General features: G+C 60.6%; 17 protein-coding genes. 3 read left to right on the top strand and 14 right to left on the bottom strand.

Annotation, left to right across the window (positions count from 1 at the left end; translation table 11 throughout):
- Window positions 1-42 precede the first annotated feature (42 nt).
- From holA to pyrR, 13 genes are all read right to left on the bottom strand, one after another.
- The gene (holA, locus tag ACTQXI_RS02315) at window positions 43-1,005 is read right to left on the bottom strand and encodes a DNA polymerase III subunit delta (RefSeq protein WP_427747932.1); all 963 of its coding nucleotides are present in this window, start codon (window positions 1,003-1,005) and stop codon (window positions 43-45) included.
- Window positions 1,006-1,095: 90 nt separating this feature from the next.
- Complete coding sequence (locus tag ACTQXI_RS02320) at window positions 1,096-3,114, bottom strand: DNA internalization-related competence protein ComEC/Rec2 (RefSeq protein ID WP_441548252.1); 2,019 nt, start codon at window positions 3,112-3,114, stop codon at window positions 1,096-1,098.
- 269 nt (window positions 3,115-3,383) lie between these two features.
- The gene (locus tag ACTQXI_RS02325; RefSeq protein ID WP_441015498.1) at window positions 3,384-4,094 is read right to left on the bottom strand and encodes a helix-hairpin-helix domain-containing protein; all 711 of its coding nucleotides are present in this window, start codon (window positions 4,092-4,094) and stop codon (window positions 3,384-3,386) included.
- 214 nt (window positions 4,095-4,308) lie between these two features.
- Window positions 4,309-5,553 carry a tRNA uracil 4-sulfurtransferase ThiI gene (thiI, locus tag ACTQXI_RS02330; RefSeq protein WP_441548253.1) on the bottom strand — a complete coding sequence of 415 codons (1,245 nt, stop codon included), beginning with the start codon at window positions 5,551-5,553 and terminating at the stop codon, window positions 4,309-4,311.
- Entirely contained in the window at window positions 5,554-5,835 is a 282-nt protein-coding gene (locus ACTQXI_RS02335) for a DNA-directed RNA polymerase subunit omega (protein WP_441067754.1), read from the bottom strand.
- Window positions 5,836-5,840: 5 nt separating this feature from the next.
- Window positions 5,841-6,410 (bottom strand): guanylate kinase, encoded by a 570-nt coding sequence (gene gmk / locus ACTQXI_RS02340; protein WP_370450596.1) that lies wholly within the window; start codon window positions 6,408-6,410, stop codon window positions 5,841-5,843.
- The gene (gene mihF / locus ACTQXI_RS02345; RefSeq protein ID WP_006236130.1) at window positions 6,411-6,719 is read right to left on the bottom strand and encodes an integration host factor, actinobacterial type; all 309 of its coding nucleotides are present in this window, start codon (window positions 6,717-6,719) and stop codon (window positions 6,411-6,413) included.
- 240 nt (window positions 6,720-6,959) lie between these two features.
- Window positions 6,960-7,676 carry an orotidine-5'-phosphate decarboxylase gene (pyrF, locus tag ACTQXI_RS02350; RefSeq protein ID WP_427747926.1) on the bottom strand — a complete coding sequence of 239 codons (717 nt, stop codon included), beginning with the start codon at window positions 7,674-7,676 and terminating at the stop codon, window positions 6,960-6,962.
- The gene (locus tag ACTQXI_RS02355; protein WP_427717595.1) at window positions 7,670-8,578 is read right to left on the bottom strand and encodes a dihydroorotate dehydrogenase; all 909 of its coding nucleotides are present in this window, start codon (window positions 8,576-8,578) and stop codon (window positions 7,670-7,672) included. Before ACTQXI_RS02355 ends, pyrF begins: the two co-directional genes overlap by 7 nt.
- A 14-nt stretch (window positions 8,579-8,592) precedes the next feature.
- A complete protein-coding gene (locus ACTQXI_RS02360) occupies window positions 8,593-9,360 on the bottom strand; it encodes a dihydroorotate dehydrogenase electron transfer subunit (RefSeq protein WP_441548282.1) in 768 nt (255 codons plus the stop codon).
- A 116-nt stretch (window positions 9,361-9,476) separates the two neighbouring features.
- The gene (locus ACTQXI_RS02365; RefSeq protein ID WP_427717534.1) at window positions 9,477-10,766 is read right to left on the bottom strand and encodes a dihydroorotase; all 1,290 of its coding nucleotides are present in this window, start codon (window positions 10,764-10,766) and stop codon (window positions 9,477-9,479) included.
- On the bottom strand, window positions 10,750-11,694 hold the full coding sequence (locus ACTQXI_RS02370) for an aspartate carbamoyltransferase catalytic subunit (RefSeq protein WP_035138537.1): 945 nt from the start codon (window positions 11,692-11,694) through the stop codon (window positions 10,750-10,752). The genes ACTQXI_RS02365 and ACTQXI_RS02370 overlap by 17 nt, the downstream gene beginning before the upstream one ends.
- Window positions 11,695-11,698: 4 nt before the next feature.
- On the bottom strand, window positions 11,699-12,283 hold the full coding sequence (gene pyrR / locus ACTQXI_RS02375) for a bifunctional pyr operon transcriptional regulator/uracil phosphoribosyltransferase PyrR (RefSeq protein ID WP_138374176.1): 585 nt from the start codon (window positions 12,281-12,283) through the stop codon (window positions 11,699-11,701).
- Between the two features lie 450 nt (window positions 12,284-12,733).
- Between pyrR and rpmB the strand changes: the two genes are divergently transcribed.
- Complete coding sequence (gene rpmB / locus ACTQXI_RS02380) at window positions 12,734-12,922, top strand: 50S ribosomal protein L28 (protein WP_022094725.1); 189 nt, start codon at window positions 12,734-12,736, stop codon at window positions 12,920-12,922.
- A gap of 229 nt (window positions 12,923-13,151) precedes the next feature.
- Here rpmB and ACTQXI_RS02385 read toward each other — a convergent pair whose 3' ends face one another.
- Window positions 13,152-13,595: a hypothetical protein gene (locus tag ACTQXI_RS02385; protein WP_441548254.1), complete on the bottom strand. Its 444-nt coding sequence runs from the start codon at window positions 13,593-13,595 to the stop codon at window positions 13,152-13,154.
- Window positions 13,596-13,828: 233 nt separating this feature from the next.
- Here ACTQXI_RS02385 and adhE point away from each other — a divergent pair, with 233 nt between their 5' ends.
- Both adhE and ACTQXI_RS02395 read left to right on the top strand, forming a co-directional pair.
- Window positions 13,829-16,477, top strand: coding sequence for a bifunctional acetaldehyde-CoA/alcohol dehydrogenase (gene adhE, locus ACTQXI_RS02390; RefSeq protein ID WP_427795671.1), 2,649 nt, complete (start codon window positions 13,829-13,831; stop codon window positions 16,475-16,477).
- An 87-nt stretch (window positions 16,478-16,564) separates the two neighbouring features.
- Window positions 16,565-17,329: an aminoglycoside phosphotransferase family protein gene (locus tag ACTQXI_RS02395; RefSeq protein ID WP_154516259.1), complete on the top strand. Its 765-nt coding sequence runs from the start codon at window positions 16,565-16,567 to the stop codon at window positions 17,327-17,329.
- Window positions 17,330-17,437: the final 108 nt, after the last annotated feature.

A 17,437-nucleotide genomic window follows, 5' to 3' on the forward strand; every position in this document is an offset into this window, starting at 1 on the left:
CCTCAAAGGGATAGAACGAATTTGTCAAATAGACAGGTATCATCACGATTTTCTCAAGATGTTCGTAATCCAGAGCAAAAGCGCGTTCTGAGAATCGGCCGAACCCTTAAGAGCGAGCTCAACATCGACCGCGCCCTCGAGCGCCGCGACGAGCTCCGCCATCGAAAAGCGGCGTGCCCAGGTCAGGTGATTCTTAACCTGCCAGGGTTGAAGCTTGAGCGTCGCGGCAAGCTCGCGACCCTGCCCACGCGCATCGAGCGCCTTGGCGACGATAAGCTCGCGAATGCGTCCGCACAGCAGCGTGTAGGTCCACACATAGCTCTTGGCAGGTAGCAGCCCAAAGAGCTCAAGCGAGCGGCGCATATCACGAGCCGAGACCGCGTTGAGAAAATCCCAGGGCTGAACTTCGGCCGTGCGCACGATCCAGCGTTCCACATCGGCAAGCTCAATTTGCGGCGCATCGACCATCTGGGCAAGCTTGGCCAAGTCGTTATCGAGCATGCGAGTGTTTTCACCCGAACGCGAGACGAGTTCCTCGGCGGCCGCCGTCGAGATCGACTTGCCGTGCTGCGTCGCCATCTGCTGCACGCGGCGCGGTAGCTCCCAGCGCTTGGTGCCGGAGCAATCGATCACGGCCTTCTTGTCGATCTTGGCGATCGCCTTATACAGGCGCGTGTTCTTGGCAAGCGAGTCGGCGATGATGAGACAGACCGTTGTGGGGCTTGGACTCGCTAAATACTCGACAAGCGGCTCCGAGACCGCCTTGGCGAGCTTTGAGCAGCCGTCAAGGATTACCAAGCGAAACTCGCTGCCCATGGGAAAAGTGTTGAGCGATCCGATAATGGACTCGATATCGGGGTCCTTGGTCATGTCGCGCTCGTCGAGGTTGAACTCGACCATACCCGACTTTTCCAGACGTGCTTTCATACGCGAGACGGCGTGGTCGCGCTTGACTCCGTCGGTACCGACGATCAGATATGCCGGCAGCAAACCGGTTTCAGACATCGCGCTCCCCTCCCGCAGGCTCTCCTGTTCGTACCGTGCCATTCTATCCCACGGGTTGGTCCCGCGCCAACGGCAGCATCACGGTCGCTGTCATCGCATGGCAAAACCGGCCGCAGTCGGCGAGACGGTAATGTCGCCTCTCTCGATAGTGCATGCGAACGCGCCGCCCGCATCGCTAACGGCATCGATGCAGGCATCGGATGGATGGCCGTAGCGGTTGCCCTCGCCCGCGCTCGCAATAGAGAGCTCGGGCTTAAGGGTTTCCAGCAGGTCTGTATCGACAGAATCTTTTGAGCCGTGATGGCCCAGCTTGAGCACATCGATATCACCCACCTCCTGTACAAACTCGCGCTCCTGATCGAGCTCGGCATCACCGGTGAGGAGCATACGCAGGCTTTTGCCTTCCTGAGCATAGGAGAGCAGCAAGACAAGCGAGTCCTCATTGCCCTCACCGTCAACCGTATCAAACGGCCACATCACACGAGCCCGAAATGCGCCGATATCGACTGTGTCTCCGCGAGCCACCTGCCGATACGTGACGCCTGGGCGATTCAGAACCTCAGCAGGCGCGCTGCCCAGCGCATCCGCCGCAACCGCAATGGTTCCCACCGAAAACCGATCGAGTACGTCGGGAAGACCGCCCCAATGGTCTTCATCCCAATGTGTCACGAAGACGGCGTCGATATGGTGGACGTTATTGCGAACCAACGCCGACACCACGCGCGCGTCGAGCCCACAGTCGACGAGCGCCACGGCGCCACCCTGACGAACCAGAATCGCATCGGCCTGGCCAACATCAAGGACTGTCACCGAAGGCGGCGCACATCGATCCCAATAGACATACGGAACGCCCGCCGCAAGCATCAAACACAGCAGCCCCACTGCCATGGGCCGCGCGCTGGGGCGTGGCCACAAGACCAAGAGGACCACCAGCGAAAAAGGCACCACGTATACCAAGGGCGTATCGGGCGGCACGCTTACGGATGCGCCCGGAACGGCAGCAAAGAGTTGCTCAAAGAACAGGGCACAGCGAGCGATAGCCATGGGCACCACAAGCGCCCCGTGACGCAAGAGCGGCACAAGCGAGCAAGGCACCAGCACAACCGAAGATGCGAGCAGCACGCTTATCACCGGACCGATCACGGCATTTGCAAGCGGGGCAATGAGCGAAAACATCCCAAATGCGGGAATGGTTACGGGAAGTGTCGCGATGTGCGAGCACAGCGTGACGGACAAAATACTGGAAACCCCCGATGGCACGCCCAGCTCGCCCAAGGCGTAGGTAGCGTAGGGGCAAAAACAAAGGATGGCAAAAACACTAACGCACGATAGCTGAAAACCCATCTCGAACAATACTGTCGGCCGCAGCAACATAAAGATTGTCATGGTCAAAAATAGAGCCGAAAGGCCATGCCGACGACGTCCGGCGCCGTTGACGACAAGCGTCACCGCCACCATACAGCACGCGCGCACGGCCGAGGGCGAAGCGCCCGTAAAGACGGCATAGGCAGCGAGGGCCAGCACCAACAGCCCTCTCTGCAGCCCACGAGAGAGGCGAGTCTTTTGCAGGGCGCTCTCAATCACAAACCCCACGATGGCAAGATGGCTGCCCGAGACGGCGATAAGATGTGCGGTGCCCGTTACCGAAAACAAATCGCCCGCCGGCTGAGCACGCAGCTCGGAGGAGCGTCCGCAGACAACGCCGGCAATGAGCGAGCGCGCCGGATCGATCTCGGGCGCGATAGCGGCAAGGAGCTCGTTTCGCAGCCAGGGCAACGGCCCCGGAAAGCCCTCGTCAACCGATACCAACCGGATGACCTTAACTTTTCGAAGCTCGCCTCGAAGCACGCGTGAGCGCCCATACGCATCATTCTCAAACCGCGAAATTCGACCGACAGCATGCACATGCGAACCGGCGCCGAGCTCACGGTCACACGACAGCCGTATCTCGCCCAAGCGCTTTCCACCCGCATATGAATCACAGGTATAGGAGTACGTCCCGTCATTGATGGATGGGTCACCCTGTACAACAAACTCGAGACTGCTCGCAGCTCGATTATCCAGTGCCGTCGAAGCACGCAGCGCCCCTATCGCCCAACTCGCGGACACGACCGCTCCCGCCAGGAGGCCGAGGGCCGCGGCATACAGCCATCGCCTCCACCGCACAAGACGCATACAAAACCGAGCCAATACGATGCACGCGGCAGACGCAACGGGAATGGCCATAAGCAATGTGACGGGCGCTGCCCGCTCTCCCAGCAGCAAATCGGCTGCCACGTTAAGTACCAGGCCGCAGCTCGCACACAAACCAGAACAAAGGGCCATCGTCCACGGCATCAGGGGCCGCGGCGGCATCAAATGCTCGCACTCGGACACACTCATACGCAGATGCAATCTTTGATTTTGGCGAGCTTTTTCTCACCGATCCCCGATACGCGCATGAGGTCATCGACCGAGGCAAAGGCCCCGTTTTGAGTCCGCTCATCGATAATCGACTGGGCCGTAGAAGGCCCGATGCCCGAAAGCGTCTGCAGTTCCGCCGCACTTGCCGTATTGATATTCACAAGCCCCGACGAAGACCCCGCACCAGCAGTCATGGCAGCACCGCTTTCGACCCCGCCGACCGCCGCAGCCGCTTGTTGCTCCCCCACCATCGGAACATAGATCTTTTGACCATCTGTGATCTTGGACGCACGATTAAGCCCTGTCACATCCGCCTCAGCCGTAAGCCCTCCGGCGGCATCGATCGCTTGGGACACCCGCGCTCCGTCTTTGAGCCGGTACACGCCAGGCCTCGCAACGGCGCCATCGACATCGACGTACACCTCAGCAGCAGAAGAACTCTTGGCAGACGACTCATCGGCATCATCAGGTAACCCATCCCCGGCCCCGCGCACATCCGAGGCGCCCGCCTCATCACTACGCTCAAACGACACGCCGCTGGAGCGGCTACCAAAACTTGCCATCGCCAAGCCGCTCGCGGCGGCAATGACAATCAGAATCGCCACGACCATCGCCTTATGGCCGAGCAGCTTTTCTGCCCAGCGGTCCATCCGTTTAACCCGTTCGTGTTGCTCGCGTTGCGCCATAGCAAACACCTCCCAACACCATCGTGTCAGGAAACGAGCGCCGTAGCCTCCGCACGCCCACACCGGTTATCGAAGTCAAACCAAAAGCTGACCAAAACCTTGCAGGATAGTGTCCATTTATTCAGATACACGTCGACAAATGAACCGTTTATCGCCTCATGCCCAGGTAGATTAAGACCGACGATGCAAATGCACCGCCGGTCTATACACAACATTATTCGTGATCTTGGTAAATCTCACGTGGAGCAAGCTGAGGATGTTTACGTTTTAAGGTCTTAGGGGCCTTGTACGTGTTGCTCTCGAAGTCGATGTACTCGGTCTGTTTGAGCAAGCGCTCAATCATCTCCTCGTGATCGAACAGCTCCCACGCCTCATGCACGGCATCGAGTTTTGCGTGCGTCTCGGGGCGGCGCGGCATAAAGAGCGTGCAGCAATCGGGAGCAGCCTCGGTCGAGATATCGAAGGTACCGATTTCCTCGGCACGCGCGATGATCTCCTGCTTGTCCGAACCGATCAGCGGGCGGAACACGGGGATCTTGACGGCCTCGTTGACGGCCATAATGTTCTCGAGCGTCTGGGAGGCAACCTGACCGAGCGATTCACCGGTCACGATAGCCTTGGCGCCCTCGATACGCGCAATGCGCTCGGCAACCGAATACATAATGCGGCGATACATGATCACACGCAGGTTGCTGGGGCAGGCCACGGAAATCTCACGCTGGCAATCGCCAAACGGCACCACGTACAGGCGGCCGATCTGGACGCCCGGCGCAAGCGCACGGATAATGTCCTGAACCAAATACTCGCTCGTATCGGGTGTCTGCGGACGACCGGAGAAATGCACCGGCACGCACACCGCGCCGCGACGCGCGAGCATCCAGGTCGCCACCGGAGAATCGATGCCCGACGACAGAAGCGTCACAACCTTGCCGGCGGAACCCACCGGCAGACCGCCCACGCCGCGCTCGGAGCGCGCATACACGTAAACGCTACCCTGGACCACCAGTACGTGCACCATCGCGTCGGGGTCGTGCATCTGGACCTTTTTATCGGGGAAGGCCTCGCACAGCACCTCGCCAACCTGACGATTGATATCAATCGAGGTGAGCTCGTAGTCGGTGTTAGAGCGTTTGGCATGCACCTTAAACGAATCGAAAGGACCAAACTCACGCAGCGCCTTCACGGCGGCGGCGCAGTACTCCTGCGGGTCGCGGTTGGTGTGATATGCCAGGGACACGCGGGCAACGCCGGGGACGGTGCGAATGACACGCGCCGCCTCGTCGGCCTGATGCTCGTTAAAGGTCACGAGGATATAACCGGAAATTCGAGATACGGCATTCACGGAAAAGGCGGCCAAGGCCGCCTTGATGTTATCCATGAGGATATGCTCAAAATGTGCGCGGTTCTTGCCCTTCAGTCCAACCTCGTGATAGTGGACCAGGCAGACGCGAGCTGCCATTTAGGCTTCAGCAACCTTGTGGCCGAGCGCCTTCTTGTAACGAGCCTCGTCGTAGGAGATATCGCCGTCGACAATCTCGTCCATAGCCATCGAGATGGTATCGGCGCCGGAGAGGGCAATGGTAATGTCATCGACATCCTGAACGGCAAGCACGCGGTTGTGCTGGCCGCGCAGCATGCTGTTAATGTCGCAGGCGCGCTTGGAGGCAAGCGAGGCGAGCAGGAATCGGTTGTGATCGGTCTTCTCCAGAAGATCGTCAATACAAGGCTTTACAACGGACACGGACCTCAGATCCTTTCATGCATATCGAGAACGCGAACGAGCTCATCGGTCGCGCGGTCGAGATCGTCATTCACCACGACGTCGTCGTAGCGGTCGGCAAGGGCAAGTTCATCGGCGGCGTTTGCCATACGCAGCTCGATCGTCTCGGGCGTCTCGGTACCGCGACCGACCAGGCGATCGCGTAACACCTCAAGCGAAGGCGGCTTGATAAAGATCAACACGGCCTCGGGGAAACGCTCCTTGACCTGCAGGGCACCCTGGACATCAATCTCCAAAATCAGAGACGAGCCAGAGGCGAGCTTGGATGCGACCTCGCTCACCAACGTGCCGTAGCAGTTACCGTGGACCTCGGCCCACTCAACAAACTCACCGTTTGCCACGCGGCGGTCGAACTCCTCGCGCGTCAGGAAAAAGTAGTTGACGCCGTCGACCTCACCTTTACGTGGCGCTCGCGTGGTAGCCGAAACCGTCAGGCCCAGGTTCGAGCGGCGCTCGCGCACACGAGTGACGAGCGTCCCCTTGCCTGCACCTGACGGTCCAGAAATCACAAAGAGCTTTGAATCCTGAGCGCTCACTTATTTGGTCAGCTGCTCGAGGAGCTGCTCGCGCTGACGGACGCCGAGGCCCTGGACGCGACGGGTAGCGGAGATGCCGAGCTCCTCCATGATCTTGGCGGCCTTGGCCTTGCCATAACCGGGCAGAGACTCGATGAGGGTGGAAACCTTCATGCGGGAAGCGATGGGGTCATCGGAGTTGAGCACGGACTCGAGAGACTTCTCGCCCTTCTTGATCTGCTCGCGAAGCTCAGCGCGGGCGTGACGTGCGGCGGCAGCCTTCTCAAGAGCCTGCTTACGCTGCTCGTCGGTAAGCTGAGGGAGTGCCATTCGAACCTCCAAATAGTTGGGTTATATCTGATGCAATAATTAGCATTTTAGCACGTCAAACGCACTAAATGCCCAATCGACGGCTCCATAGGTTAGACGATACCTGCGAAAAGTGCAATATACGGAGGTCAAAGTTGAGCCCCTGACCTGTGATTCCACACAAAGGATGGGAAAGTTTTCGCAGGCACAAGGGCTAATTTGTGCTAATAAGACCCAAAAGTGGTGACTTGAGGGAATCTTTTACGCGACGTTTTCGACCAGCTCGGCGACGATGGCGTCAAAGGCCGCAACCGGATCGTCGGAGCCGGTAATAGGACGGCCCACCACGATGTGGCTCGCACCGCGCTCGATAGCCTGGGAAGGTGTCGCCACACGGGATTGATCGCCCAGGGCGGCACCCACCGGACGCACACCCGGAGTCACGATCAGCGCGTCGGGGCCGAGTAGCTCACGCATGTCGTGAGCCTCCATCGGCGAGCACACGATACCGTCGATGCCGTTGGCCTGAGCGAGCTTTGCCAGGCGAGCGGCCTCCTCGGCCACGGGCGACTCGACGCCGATCTCCGCCAGCGCGTCCTGATTCATGCTCGTAAGTACGGTGATGGCGACGAGCTTGGCGCGGTCCTCGCGCGCCTCCTCGGCACCCTCGCGGCAGGCAGCGAGCATGGCGCCCGAACCCAAGCCGTGGACCGAGAGCAGGTCGGCACCGGCAAGCGAGGCCGAGCGAGCGGCACCGCGCACCTGATGCGGAATGTCATGGAACTTGAGGTCGAGGAAGACCTTAAAGCCCAAATCCTTGAACGTCTTGACGATCTCGGGACCCTCGGCGTAATAGAGCGTCATGCCCACCTTGAGCCAGGCGGCATGGCCCGAAAGCTCATGGGCGAGCTCGAGTGCGCGCTCACGGTCGCAGTCGAGGGCAACGATAACACGGTCACGGGCATCGGTCTCTAGCATTCGAACGCACCTACCAGCTCGTTGATGTCCTTTACGCCCTGGGACTCCGCCCAGGCCTCGAGCTCGTGCGCGATCTTAAGCGAAGCACACGGGTCGACGAAGTTGGCCATGCCGACCGACACGCAGGTGGCGCCGGCCAGGATAAACTCGGCCGCATCCTCGCCGGTCATGACACCGCCGACACCGTTGATGGGGATATCGACGGCCTGGGCGACCTCCCAGACCATGCGCACGGCGATGTGGTGGCACAGCGGGCCCGAAAGGCCGCCCTTGGGCTTGGCCACACGGGACTTGCGGGTATGCACGTCAATGGCCATGCCCTGGATGGAGTTGATGACCGAAAGGCCGTCGGCGCCGGCAGCCTCGAGGGCGCGGGCGATCTCGGCAACGTTGACCGGAGCCATCTTAACGAACAGCGGCTTATCGGTCACCTTGCGGCAGGCAGCCATAACGGAAGAGGCGCCCTCGGGCGTGGAGCCCATGGCGGCACCGCCGGCGGCAATGTTGGGGCAGCTCACGTTGATCTCATAGCCGGCAGCCCAGGGGCACAGCTCGACATACATCTCGAGCGCGCGCACGAACTCATCAACGGAGTGACCGGCAACCTGGCAGATGACCTGGCAACCGTCCTTGGAGAGCTGCTCGAGCCACGGACCGGACTCGCGGGCGAAAGCGGCCACACCGGGGTTCTGCAGGCCCACGGAATTGATCATGCCGCCGGGGATCTCGGCCATGCGGGGTGCAGGATTGCCGGGCCAGGGCTCGGCAGCGCAACCCTTGGTGGTGATGGCACCCAGCTGGGAGACATCAAAGAAGTTCTGGAACTGCCAACCGTAGCCAAAGGTACCGGCTGCGGTGTTGATGGGGTTCTGCATCTTGACGCCGCCGAAATCGACGGACATGTTCACGGTACCCACTAGAAGACCACCACCTTGGAAGCATCGAACACGGGGCCGCACATGCAGGCACCCTTCATACCGTCGACCGTCTCGACATTGCAGGTGTTGCAGGCGCCAAAGCCGCAGCTCATCATGCGCTCGAGCGACACCTCGCAGTACGCGCCGGCCTCGGCGGCAGCGGCGGCGACTTTCTTCATCATAGGGGCGGGACCACAGCTGGCGACGTAGTCGTAACCGCCCTTGCCGAGCAGCTCAGCGGCAGGATCGGTGCATAAGCCGTGCGTACCCAACGAGCCGTCGTCGGTGCACACGTTGACCGTGGCTCCCAGCGCGCGGAACTCATCGACGCCCACGACCTTGGACGCGGTGCCAAAACCCAGGCACACGTCAACGGCCACGCCCTGCTCGGCAAGCATGCCAGCGAGGCACAGCACGGGCGGAACACCGATGCCGCCCGCCACGAGCAGCGCCTTCCTGGTGCCCTCGGGTACCAGCCAGCCGCGGCCGCCAGGGCCCAACAGGTTGGACTTGGAGCCGGGGCCCATCTGCGACAGACGACGGGTGTCGTCGCCCACGACGGCGTACCACAGCTCGACGGTACCGGCCTCGGCGTCAGAGCGATAGAAGCTCAAGGGCACGCGAAGCAGCGAAGAGGCATCGCCGGGCACGGCGATGTTCACAAACTGACCGGGCTTGAGCGCACTTGCAAGCTTGGGGGCCGAAATAACGAGCGAGAAGATGCCGTCGGCGATCTCCTGGTTCGAGACGACCTCGAAGTCGTGCATGCGTGCAGTGGAAGGTGTGGGCATAGACGCTCCAATCCCCCATGCAGTTGCATGGACCAAACGAACAGAAAGCGCGGCACCGCAAGGGCACCGCGCGCAAAAGCGATAAGGCTATGCTAGCAGATGCAGCCGTCGGCAAGCGTCTGTTTACCGCCGACAAACACATCGGTGGCACGACCGGTGAGCGTGCGGCCGGCAAAACCGGAGTTCTCGGCGCGCGACTCGTAACCGTCCTCGCCGACCGTCCAGGTGACAGACGCGTCGAAGACGGTCAGGTCGGCAACAGAGCCCGCCTTGACCTGAACCTGGTCGAGGCCCAGGATCTCACGCGGCTTAATAGCCATGAGCTCGACCATGCGGCCCATCCCCATCTTGCCCGTGTTGACCAGCTCGGTGAGCACGAGCGACAGCGAGGTCTCGAGGCCGATCATGCCAAAGGGCGCGAGCTCGAACTCACGGGCTTTCTCCCACGGCGTGTGGGGAGCGTGATCGGTGACGATGACGTCGACGGTGCCGTCGATGACACCCTGGCGGATGGCCTCGGCATCCTCGTCGGTACGCAGCGGCGGGTTAACCTTGAGCGAGGTGTTGTAGGTCTCGTCCAGGTCGTTCTCGGTCAGGAACATGTGATGCGGGGTGGCCTCGCAGGTAACCTGAACGCCAGCGGCCTTGCCGGCACGCACGAGCTCCAGGCCATGGGCGGTGGAGATGTGCTGGATATGCAGCTTGGCACCGGTCAGTTTTGCGATCTCGATGTCGCGGGCGATCTGGAGCTCCTCGCCGGCAGCCGGCCAGCCCTCGAGGGCCAGACGAGTCGAAACCTTGCCCTCGTTGATCTGGCCGTGGCCGACCAGGTCCTCGTCCTGGCAATGGCTCATGAAGACCTTGCCGAACATCTTGCCGTAATCCATGCAGCGACGGAGCATGCCTGCACCCTGCACGCCGCGACCGTCGTCGGTGAAGGCGACGGCGCCGTGGGCGACCATATCGCCCATCTCGGACATAGCCTCGCCCTTAAGACCGCGGGTCATGGCGCCAGAAGGATAGACGCGGCAGTGGCCGACCTCGGCAGCGCGGGACTTGATGAACTCAACAACGGTACCGTTATCGGTAACGGGGTCGGTGTTGGGCATGGCGCACACGCCAGTGAAGCCGCCCTTGGCAGCTGCGCGGGTGCCGCTCTCGATGTCCTCTTTGACCTCGTAGCCGGGCTCGCGCAGGTGGACGTGCATGTCCACCAGGCCAGGGACAAGGTACTTACCGGAAAGGTCGCGGACCTCGGCTCCCTCGGCGGCGAGGTTCTCGCCGACCTCGGCGATCTTGTCGCCGTCGATCAGGACGTCAACGACCCCGTCAAGCTCGACGGACGGATCGACGACGTGGGCATTCTTAAGAAGCAAGGCCATTATCGGCACCTCCAAGCAGCAGATACAGGATAGCCATACGCACGCAGATACCGGCGTAGACCTGCTCCAGGATGACGGAGCGTTGCGGGTGGTCGGCCATATAGGAGTCGAACTCGACGCCGCGGTTGATGGGGCCCGGGTGGCAAATGATCGCGTCGGGCTTCATGAGCTTCTCACGGTCCTTGGTCAGGCCGAAGAGCTTGTGGTACTCGCGAATGGTCGGGAACGGGGCACCCTCGAGGCGCTCCTGCTGTACGCGCAGCATGTAGACGACGTCCAGCTCGGGCAGGACGGAATCGAGGTCGCTCGTCACGTGGTCGCAGCCCAGAACCTCGGGCGCCGGCGGCAGCAGCGTGCCGGGGGCGACGGCGTAGGTCTCGCAGCCCATGATCTTCAACGCGGGGATCAGCGAGCCGCAGACGCGGGAGTGGGCGATGTCGCCGACGACGGCGACTTTCAGACCGTGGAAGTCACCCTTGTGCTCCCAGATGGTGTACAGGTCGAGCAGAGCCTGCGTGGGGTGGTTGTGCTTACCGTCACCGGCGCAGATAACACTCGCGGGCGAATTCTGCGTGACGATGTAGGGAGCACCGGCATGTTTGTCGCGCACGACGATGCAGTCGATCTTGTAGGCGTTGAGCGTCTCGACGGTATCGACGAGGCTCTCGCCCTTGACCGTGGAGGTCGAGGAGCCGCCAAAGTTGAGGCTGTCGGCCGAAAGACGCTTCTCGGCGAGCTCGAAGGAGCTGCGGGTACGCGTCGAGGGCTCGTTGAACATATTGACGATGGTCTTGCCCTTGAGCGTGGGGACCTTCTTGATGGCACGCTCGTTGACCTCGGAGAACGCCTTGGCGGTCTCGAGGATGAGCTTGATGTCCTCTTCGGAGTACTCGGTAATGTCGATCAGGTGCTTATGATTGAACGCCACGGTACTACTCACCTCCCAGCGGCGCGGAGCCCACGTGGGAACCCGGCGCGACGTCGTTGATCTCGACAGCGGTACGGCCGTCGACTTCCTTCATATATAGGTGCACGTTCTCCTCGTGCGACGAGGGAACGTTCTTGCCGACAAAGTCCGGCGAGATAGGGAGCTCGCGGTGACCGCGGTCAACGAGAACTGCCAGCTCGATGCGGCTCGGACGGCCCAGGTCCATAACGGCGTCCAGAGCGGCGCGGATGGTGCGGCCCGTGTACAGGATGTCGTCCACCAAAACGACGCGCTTGCCGTCGACGCTGAAGGGAATGTTGGTAGCGTGGATCGCGGGAGCGAAGTTAGTCGCATAGTCATCGCGATAGAAGCTGATGTCCAGGCTGCCGAGCGGAACGTCAACACCCTCGATCTCCTTGATCGCCTCGGCGAGCTTCTTTGCCAGAAGGTCGCCGCGCGTGACGATGCCGACCAGAGCGAGGTCTTCACAGCCCTCGTTGCGCTCGAGAATCTCGTGCGCGATGCGGGTCATCGCTCGGTTGACGGCGGTCTCGTCCATGATGACCGCCTTGGGGGAAGTCGTGCCCATCGATCTCCTTCCTCACATGTCTTGACTGCTGATACAGTCAAAAAAATAGATGCCCGACCGCTCAAAGCGGACCAGACACCCACAGGAAGGACTGCTCTATGGCAGCAATATAAATCCATGTGGGTATCTCGTACCCCTTTAATGGTCAAGGGATAGTGTAGCCAACCCCGAGCTTAATTGCGAGCATTAATACGGAGCAATCCGCAAACGGACTCAACGCTCCATAAACCTATATATATTTGCGGGACAAGCTTGAAAACGTCGATGCGAGCTGGCATAATCCCCTCTGCTACACGCAAATCGGATCTACGTCCAGGGCCGTAGCGTGGGCACTATCGCCATAAGAGAAATATCTCTGTGTAGATTACGCACAGGGAGCTGCTTCTGTGCTATAGTTCAGGCTTGTTTGTTAACGCGACATGTTCGTTTGTCGCCCAAGGAGGGTCAGTTATGTCCAAAGTTTGCGAAGTTTGCGGTAAGCACCCCGTTGCCGGTCGCTCCATCAGCCACTCTCACCGCGTCACCAACCGTAAGTTCCGCCCCAACATCCAGCGCGTCTACGTCGTCGTCGATGGTCACCGTCGCAAGATGAACGTTTGCTCCACCTGCCTTAAGTCTGGCAAGGTTGCGCGCTCCTAAATAAGGTCTTACCAACAAGTACCTCGGACTCTCCGGGTCAAAGACCTCGCGTTCACATAGAACTTACCAAAGGCGTCCTCTCTTGTGGAGGGCGCCTTTTTGCACTCATTGGGGACAGACTTACATGGGTGTTTTCGCTCATTGGGGACAGACTTACATGGGTGTTTTCACTCATTGGGGACAGACATGATGCATGTCTGCGGCGCCCCGACTAGCTCCGGCCCCTGCCTCACGCAGCTTCCTTCCAGCCCGCGGTGGCCTTGGTCACACTTGTAGCGCCGATACCGGTGATACGGGCAATTTGCTTGACCGTGAGATGTGCCTGCCGGAGCCTCAGCAGGCAGGCATCGCGTTCGGGGCGTGGCAGGGCCTTAAGCAGCGTAGGATCTATGCTCGGCAGGACTTCGCGCGCAACGGAAAGGGCCTCCTCATCGGGGATCCGACGGCGTGGAAGAACCTCCACCGACCAGATGCGCCCGGCAGCTTCCTTGAGATGCTCGCAATAGCAACGGGAGCCTCCGACAATATCGAGCATAGGGGCCGCATCACAAATGTCAAAGGGATCGTAGCCCAGCTGATATGCCTTGAAGCTTGACCATCGGTACGCCTCGAGTGAGTCGAGCGCACCTTTCACGGGATTGAGATGGATATAATCGAGCAGCTGCACCGCCATAACAGGTCCAGAACAGCGAAATGGCAAAACGATGTCTGTCCCAAATGAGTGAAAGCGCTCATATAAGTCTGTCCCCAATGAGCAGGCCGATGCCAGGCTGATATTTTTAATTAAAACGCTTCAGCTAGTTGAAGCGTTTTAGTGTGCCTTTTACGGGAATCTTACCGTTCGCCGAATAATTTCTTGCTATCATGCAACACGTAGGGTAAATCTCCGATCGCAAGGAGACACAAATGGTGAAAAAGTCACCGGAAAACACTACTCCCGCAATTGTGGACAACGTAGAGGCGCTTGAGGCTAAGCTCGCTCAGATGCGAGAGGCCCAGGCGCTTTTTGCTACGTACACGCAGGAGCAGGTCGACAAGATCTTCTACGAGGCCGCCATGGCCGCCAACAAGGCTCGTATCCCGCTGGCGAAGATGGCCATCGAGGAGACCGGTCGCGGCGTTCTTGAGGACAAGGTCATCAAGAACCACTACGCCGCAGAGTACATCTACAACGCTTACAAGAACACCAAGACCTGTGGTGTCATTGAGCGCGACGAGGCCTACGGCATCACCAAGATCGCTGAGCCCATCGGCATCGTGGGCGCCGTCATCCCGACGACCAACCCCACCTCCACCGCGATCTTCAAGACGCTGATCAGCCTGAAGACCCGCAACGCCATCATCATCTCCCCGCACCCGGCTGCCGCCAAGTGCACCATCGCCGCCGCCAAGCTCGTGCTTGACGCCGCCGTCAAGGCCGGCGCCCCCGAGGGCATCATCGGCTGGGTCGATGTCCCCTCCATCGAGCTGACCAACATGGTCATGCGCGATGTCGACATCATCCTCGCCACCGGTGGCCCGGGCATGGTCAAGGCCGCCTACTCCTCGGGCAAGCCCGCCCTGGGCGTTGGCGCCGGTAACACCCCGGTCGTCATCGACGACACCGCCGACGTGCTGCTCGCCGTCAACTCCATCATCCACTCCAAGACCTTTGACAACGGCATGATCTGCGCTTCCGAGCAGTCCGTGACCGTCATCGACACCATCTATGACCAGGTTAAGGCCGAATTCCAGAAGCGCGGCTGCTACTTCGTCAAGCAGGGTGCCGAGATGGAGGCCCTGCGCGGCGCCATGTTCAAGAACGGCGCTCTCGATCACCGCATCCCCGGCATGGCTGCCGCCAAGATCGCCGAACTCGCCGGTATCGAGGTTCCCGCCAAGACCAAGATCCTGATCGCCGAGGTCACCTCCACCGACCCCGCCAAGGAGGAGTTCTCCCACGAGAAGCTCTCCCCTGTCCTGGCCATGTATCACGCCAAGGACTTCCAGGAGGCCGTCGACAAGGCCGAGCACCTGGTACTCGCCGGTGGCCCGGGCCACACCGCCTCTCTGTACGTGCATCCCGCCCAGGCCGATAAGATCAGCCTGTTCGAGCATGTCATGAAGGCCTGCCGTATCGTCATCAACACCCCGTCCTCGCACGGCGGCATCGGTGACCTGTACAACTTTGGCATGAAGCCGTCTCTGACCCTGGGCTGCGGCTCCTGGGGCGGCAACTCCGTCTCCGAGAACGTTGGGGTGAAGCACTTGATCAACGTTAAGACTGTGGCCGAGCGCCGTGAGAACATGCTGTGGTTCCGCGCTCCCGAGAAGGTCTACTTCAAGAAGGGTTCCACACCCGTCGCTCTCGACGAACTGGGCAGCGTCATGGGCAAGAAGCGCGCCTTTATCGTCACCGACCAGTTCCTCTTCAAGAATGGCAACACCCGCGCCATCGAGGCCAAGCTCGACGAGATGGGCATCGCCCACGACTGCTTCTACGACGTCGAGCCCGATCCGTCGCTGCAGTGCGCACGTCGCGGCGCCAAGCAGATGGCTCTCTTTGAGCCGGACGTCATCATCGCCGTCGGCGGTGGCTCCGCTATGGACGCCGGCAAGATCATGTGGATGATGTACGAGCACCCCGAGTGCAAGTTTGAGGACATGGCCATGGACTTCATGGACATCCGCAAGCGTATCTTCACCTTCCCCGAGATGGGCAAGAAGGCCTACTTCGTCGCCGTCCCGACCTCTTCGGGCACCGGTTCCGAGTGCACGCCGTTCGCCATCATCACCGACAAGGAGACCGGCATCAAGTGGCCGCTCGCCGACTACGCACTGCTCCCCAACATGGCTATCGTCGACGCCGACAACTGCATGACCGCCCCGCGCGGCCTGACCGCCGCCTCCGGCATCGACGTCATGACCCACGCCATCGAGTCCTATGTCTCCATCATGGCCTCCGACTACACCAAGGGCCTCTCCGAGCGCGCTGCCAAGCTCGTCTTCGAGAACCTGCCCTCCAGCTTCGAAAACGGCGCGAAGGACCCGCATGCCCGCGAGGAGATGCACAACGCCTCCTGCATGGCCGGTATGGCCTTCGCCAACGCCTTCCTGGGCCTCAACCACTCCATGGCCCACAAGCTCGGTGCCTTCCATCACCTGCCCCACGGCATCGCCAACGCCATCATCCTGACTCGCGTCATGCGCTACAACGCCGCCGAGGCCCCCGTCAAGATGGGCACGTTCTCCCAGTATCCTTACCCCAACGCGCTGCACAACTACGCCGAGATGGCCAAGTACTGCGGTATCGAGGGCAAGGACGACAAGGAGGTCTTCGAGAACTTCATCACGAAGCTCGAGGAGCTCAAGGACTTCATCGGTGTCAAGAAGACCATCGCCGACTACGGTGTTGACGAGCAGTACTTCCTCGACACCCTCGACGAGATGACCGAGCAGGCATTCAACGACCAGTGCACCGGCGCTAACCCGCGCTACCCGCTCATGAGCGAGATCAAGGAGCTCTACCTGGACGCCTACTATGGCCGCGAGCCCCAGGACTACGCCGTCTGCTAGTTTTTAGCACGGTTATTTCGGCGGGGGTGAACGGGCGCACGCACGCCCCCGCCACTGCTTCTATCGCATCGTTGAAAGGATGCAATCATGCTGCTCCCCGAATCCAAGACCGAGCTCGTCCGTCGCGGCAACAAAGTCGTTTACGACCTGGGCGACAAGATCGTCAAGGTCTTTAACGAGACCAAGCCCGTCTCCGACGTGTTCAACGAGGCTTTGAATCTTGCCCGCATCAATGAGTGCGGCATCCGCAGCCCCAAGGCTCTCGAGGTTTCTCAGCTCGAGAACGCCAACGGCTGGGCGCTCGTGACCGAGAAGGTTCCGGGCACCACCCTTGCCGAGAAGATGACTGCCGAGCCCCAGCGCTTTGGTGAGTACCTCGAGATGTTCGTCGACCTCCAGATCGAGATCCACGGCTACACCTCCCCGCTGCTCAACCGTCAGCGCGACAAGTTCGCCCGCATGATCGACAGCCTCGATCAGCTCAATGCCACCACGCGCTACAACCTTCAGGAGCGTCTGGACGGCATGACCAAGGAGTTCAAGGTCTGCCACGGCGACTTCAACCCCTCCAACGTCATCGTTGGCGACGACGGCCAGCTGTACGTCTGCGACTGGGCACACGCCACCCAGGGCTCCCCTGCTGCCGACGTTGCCACCACCTACCTGCTCTTTGCCCTCAACAGCAAGGACCAGGCCGAGGCCTACCTGGAGCTCTACTGCGATCGCGCCGACATGCCCATGCAGGTCGTGCGTCAGTGGACGAGCATCGTCGCCGCTTCCGAGCTCGCTCGTAAGCGCAACGTGAACGATGAGTTCCTGAAGAACTGGATCGACGTCGTCGATTATCAGTAATATCTGAGCGATTTATTTCGCATCGGAGGCACAAAGGAAAACCCCGCAGCTCGCATGGGCTGCGGGGCTTTCCTTTTAGCAACGAATGTCCCTTAGACGCAAAAGCGG

The sequence above is a fragment of the Collinsella sp. LCP19S3_C9 genome, from assembly GCF_052121575.1.
Lineage (GTDB): Bacteria > Actinomycetota > Coriobacteriia > Coriobacteriales > Coriobacteriaceae > Collinsella.

What these genes read in the sequence shown, in the direction of transcription:
- ACTQXI_RS02385 (WP_441548254.1), bottom strand. Translation starts at nt 13,595, where the DNA reads ATGGCGGTGCAGCTGCTCGATTATATCCATCTCAATCCCGTGAAAGGT.
- ACTQXI_RS02355 (WP_427717595.1), bottom strand. Translation starts at nt 8,578, where the DNA reads ATGTCCGTCGATTTCGGCGGCGTCAAGATGCAGAACCCCATCAACACC.
- pyrR (WP_138374176.1), bottom strand. Translation starts at nt 12,283, where the DNA reads ATGGGCACGACTTCCCCCAAGGCGGTCATCATGGACGAGACCGCCGTC.
- pyrF (WP_427747926.1), bottom strand. Translation starts at nt 7,676, where the DNA reads ATGCTAGAGACCGATGCCCGTGACCGTGTTATCGTTGCCCTCGACTGC.
- ACTQXI_RS02360 (WP_441548282.1), bottom strand. Translation starts at nt 9,360, where the DNA reads ATGCACGACTTCGAGGTCGTCTCGAACCAGGAGATCGCCGACGGCATC.
- mihF (WP_006236130.1), bottom strand. Translation starts at nt 6,719, where the DNA reads ATGGCACTCCCTCAGCTTACCGACGAGCAGCGTAAGCAGGCTCTTGAG.
- ACTQXI_RS02325 (WP_441015498.1), bottom strand. Translation starts at nt 4,094, where the DNA reads ATGGCGCAACGCGAGCAACACGAACGGGTTAAACGGATGGACCGCTGG.
- ACTQXI_RS02395 (WP_154516259.1), top strand. Translation starts at nt 16,565, where the DNA reads ATGCTGCTCCCCGAATCCAAGACCGAGCTCGTCCGTCGCGGCAACAAA.
- adhE (WP_427795671.1), top strand. Translation starts at nt 13,829, where the DNA reads ATGGTGAAAAAGTCACCGGAAAACACTACTCCCGCAATTGTGGACAAC.
- thiI (WP_441548253.1), bottom strand. Translation starts at nt 5,553, where the DNA reads ATGGCAGCTCGCGTCTGCCTGGTCCACTATCACGAGGTTGGACTGAAG.
- holA (WP_427747932.1), bottom strand. Translation starts at nt 1,005, where the DNA reads ATGTCTGAAACCGGTTTGCTGCCGGCATATCTGATCGTCGGTACCGAC.
- ACTQXI_RS02365 (WP_427717534.1), bottom strand. Translation starts at nt 10,766, where the DNA reads ATGGCCTTGCTTCTTAAGAATGCCCACGTCGTCGATCCGTCCGTCGAG.
- rpmB (WP_022094725.1), top strand. Translation starts at nt 12,734, where the DNA reads ATGTCCAAAGTTTGCGAAGTTTGCGGTAAGCACCCCGTTGCCGGTCGC.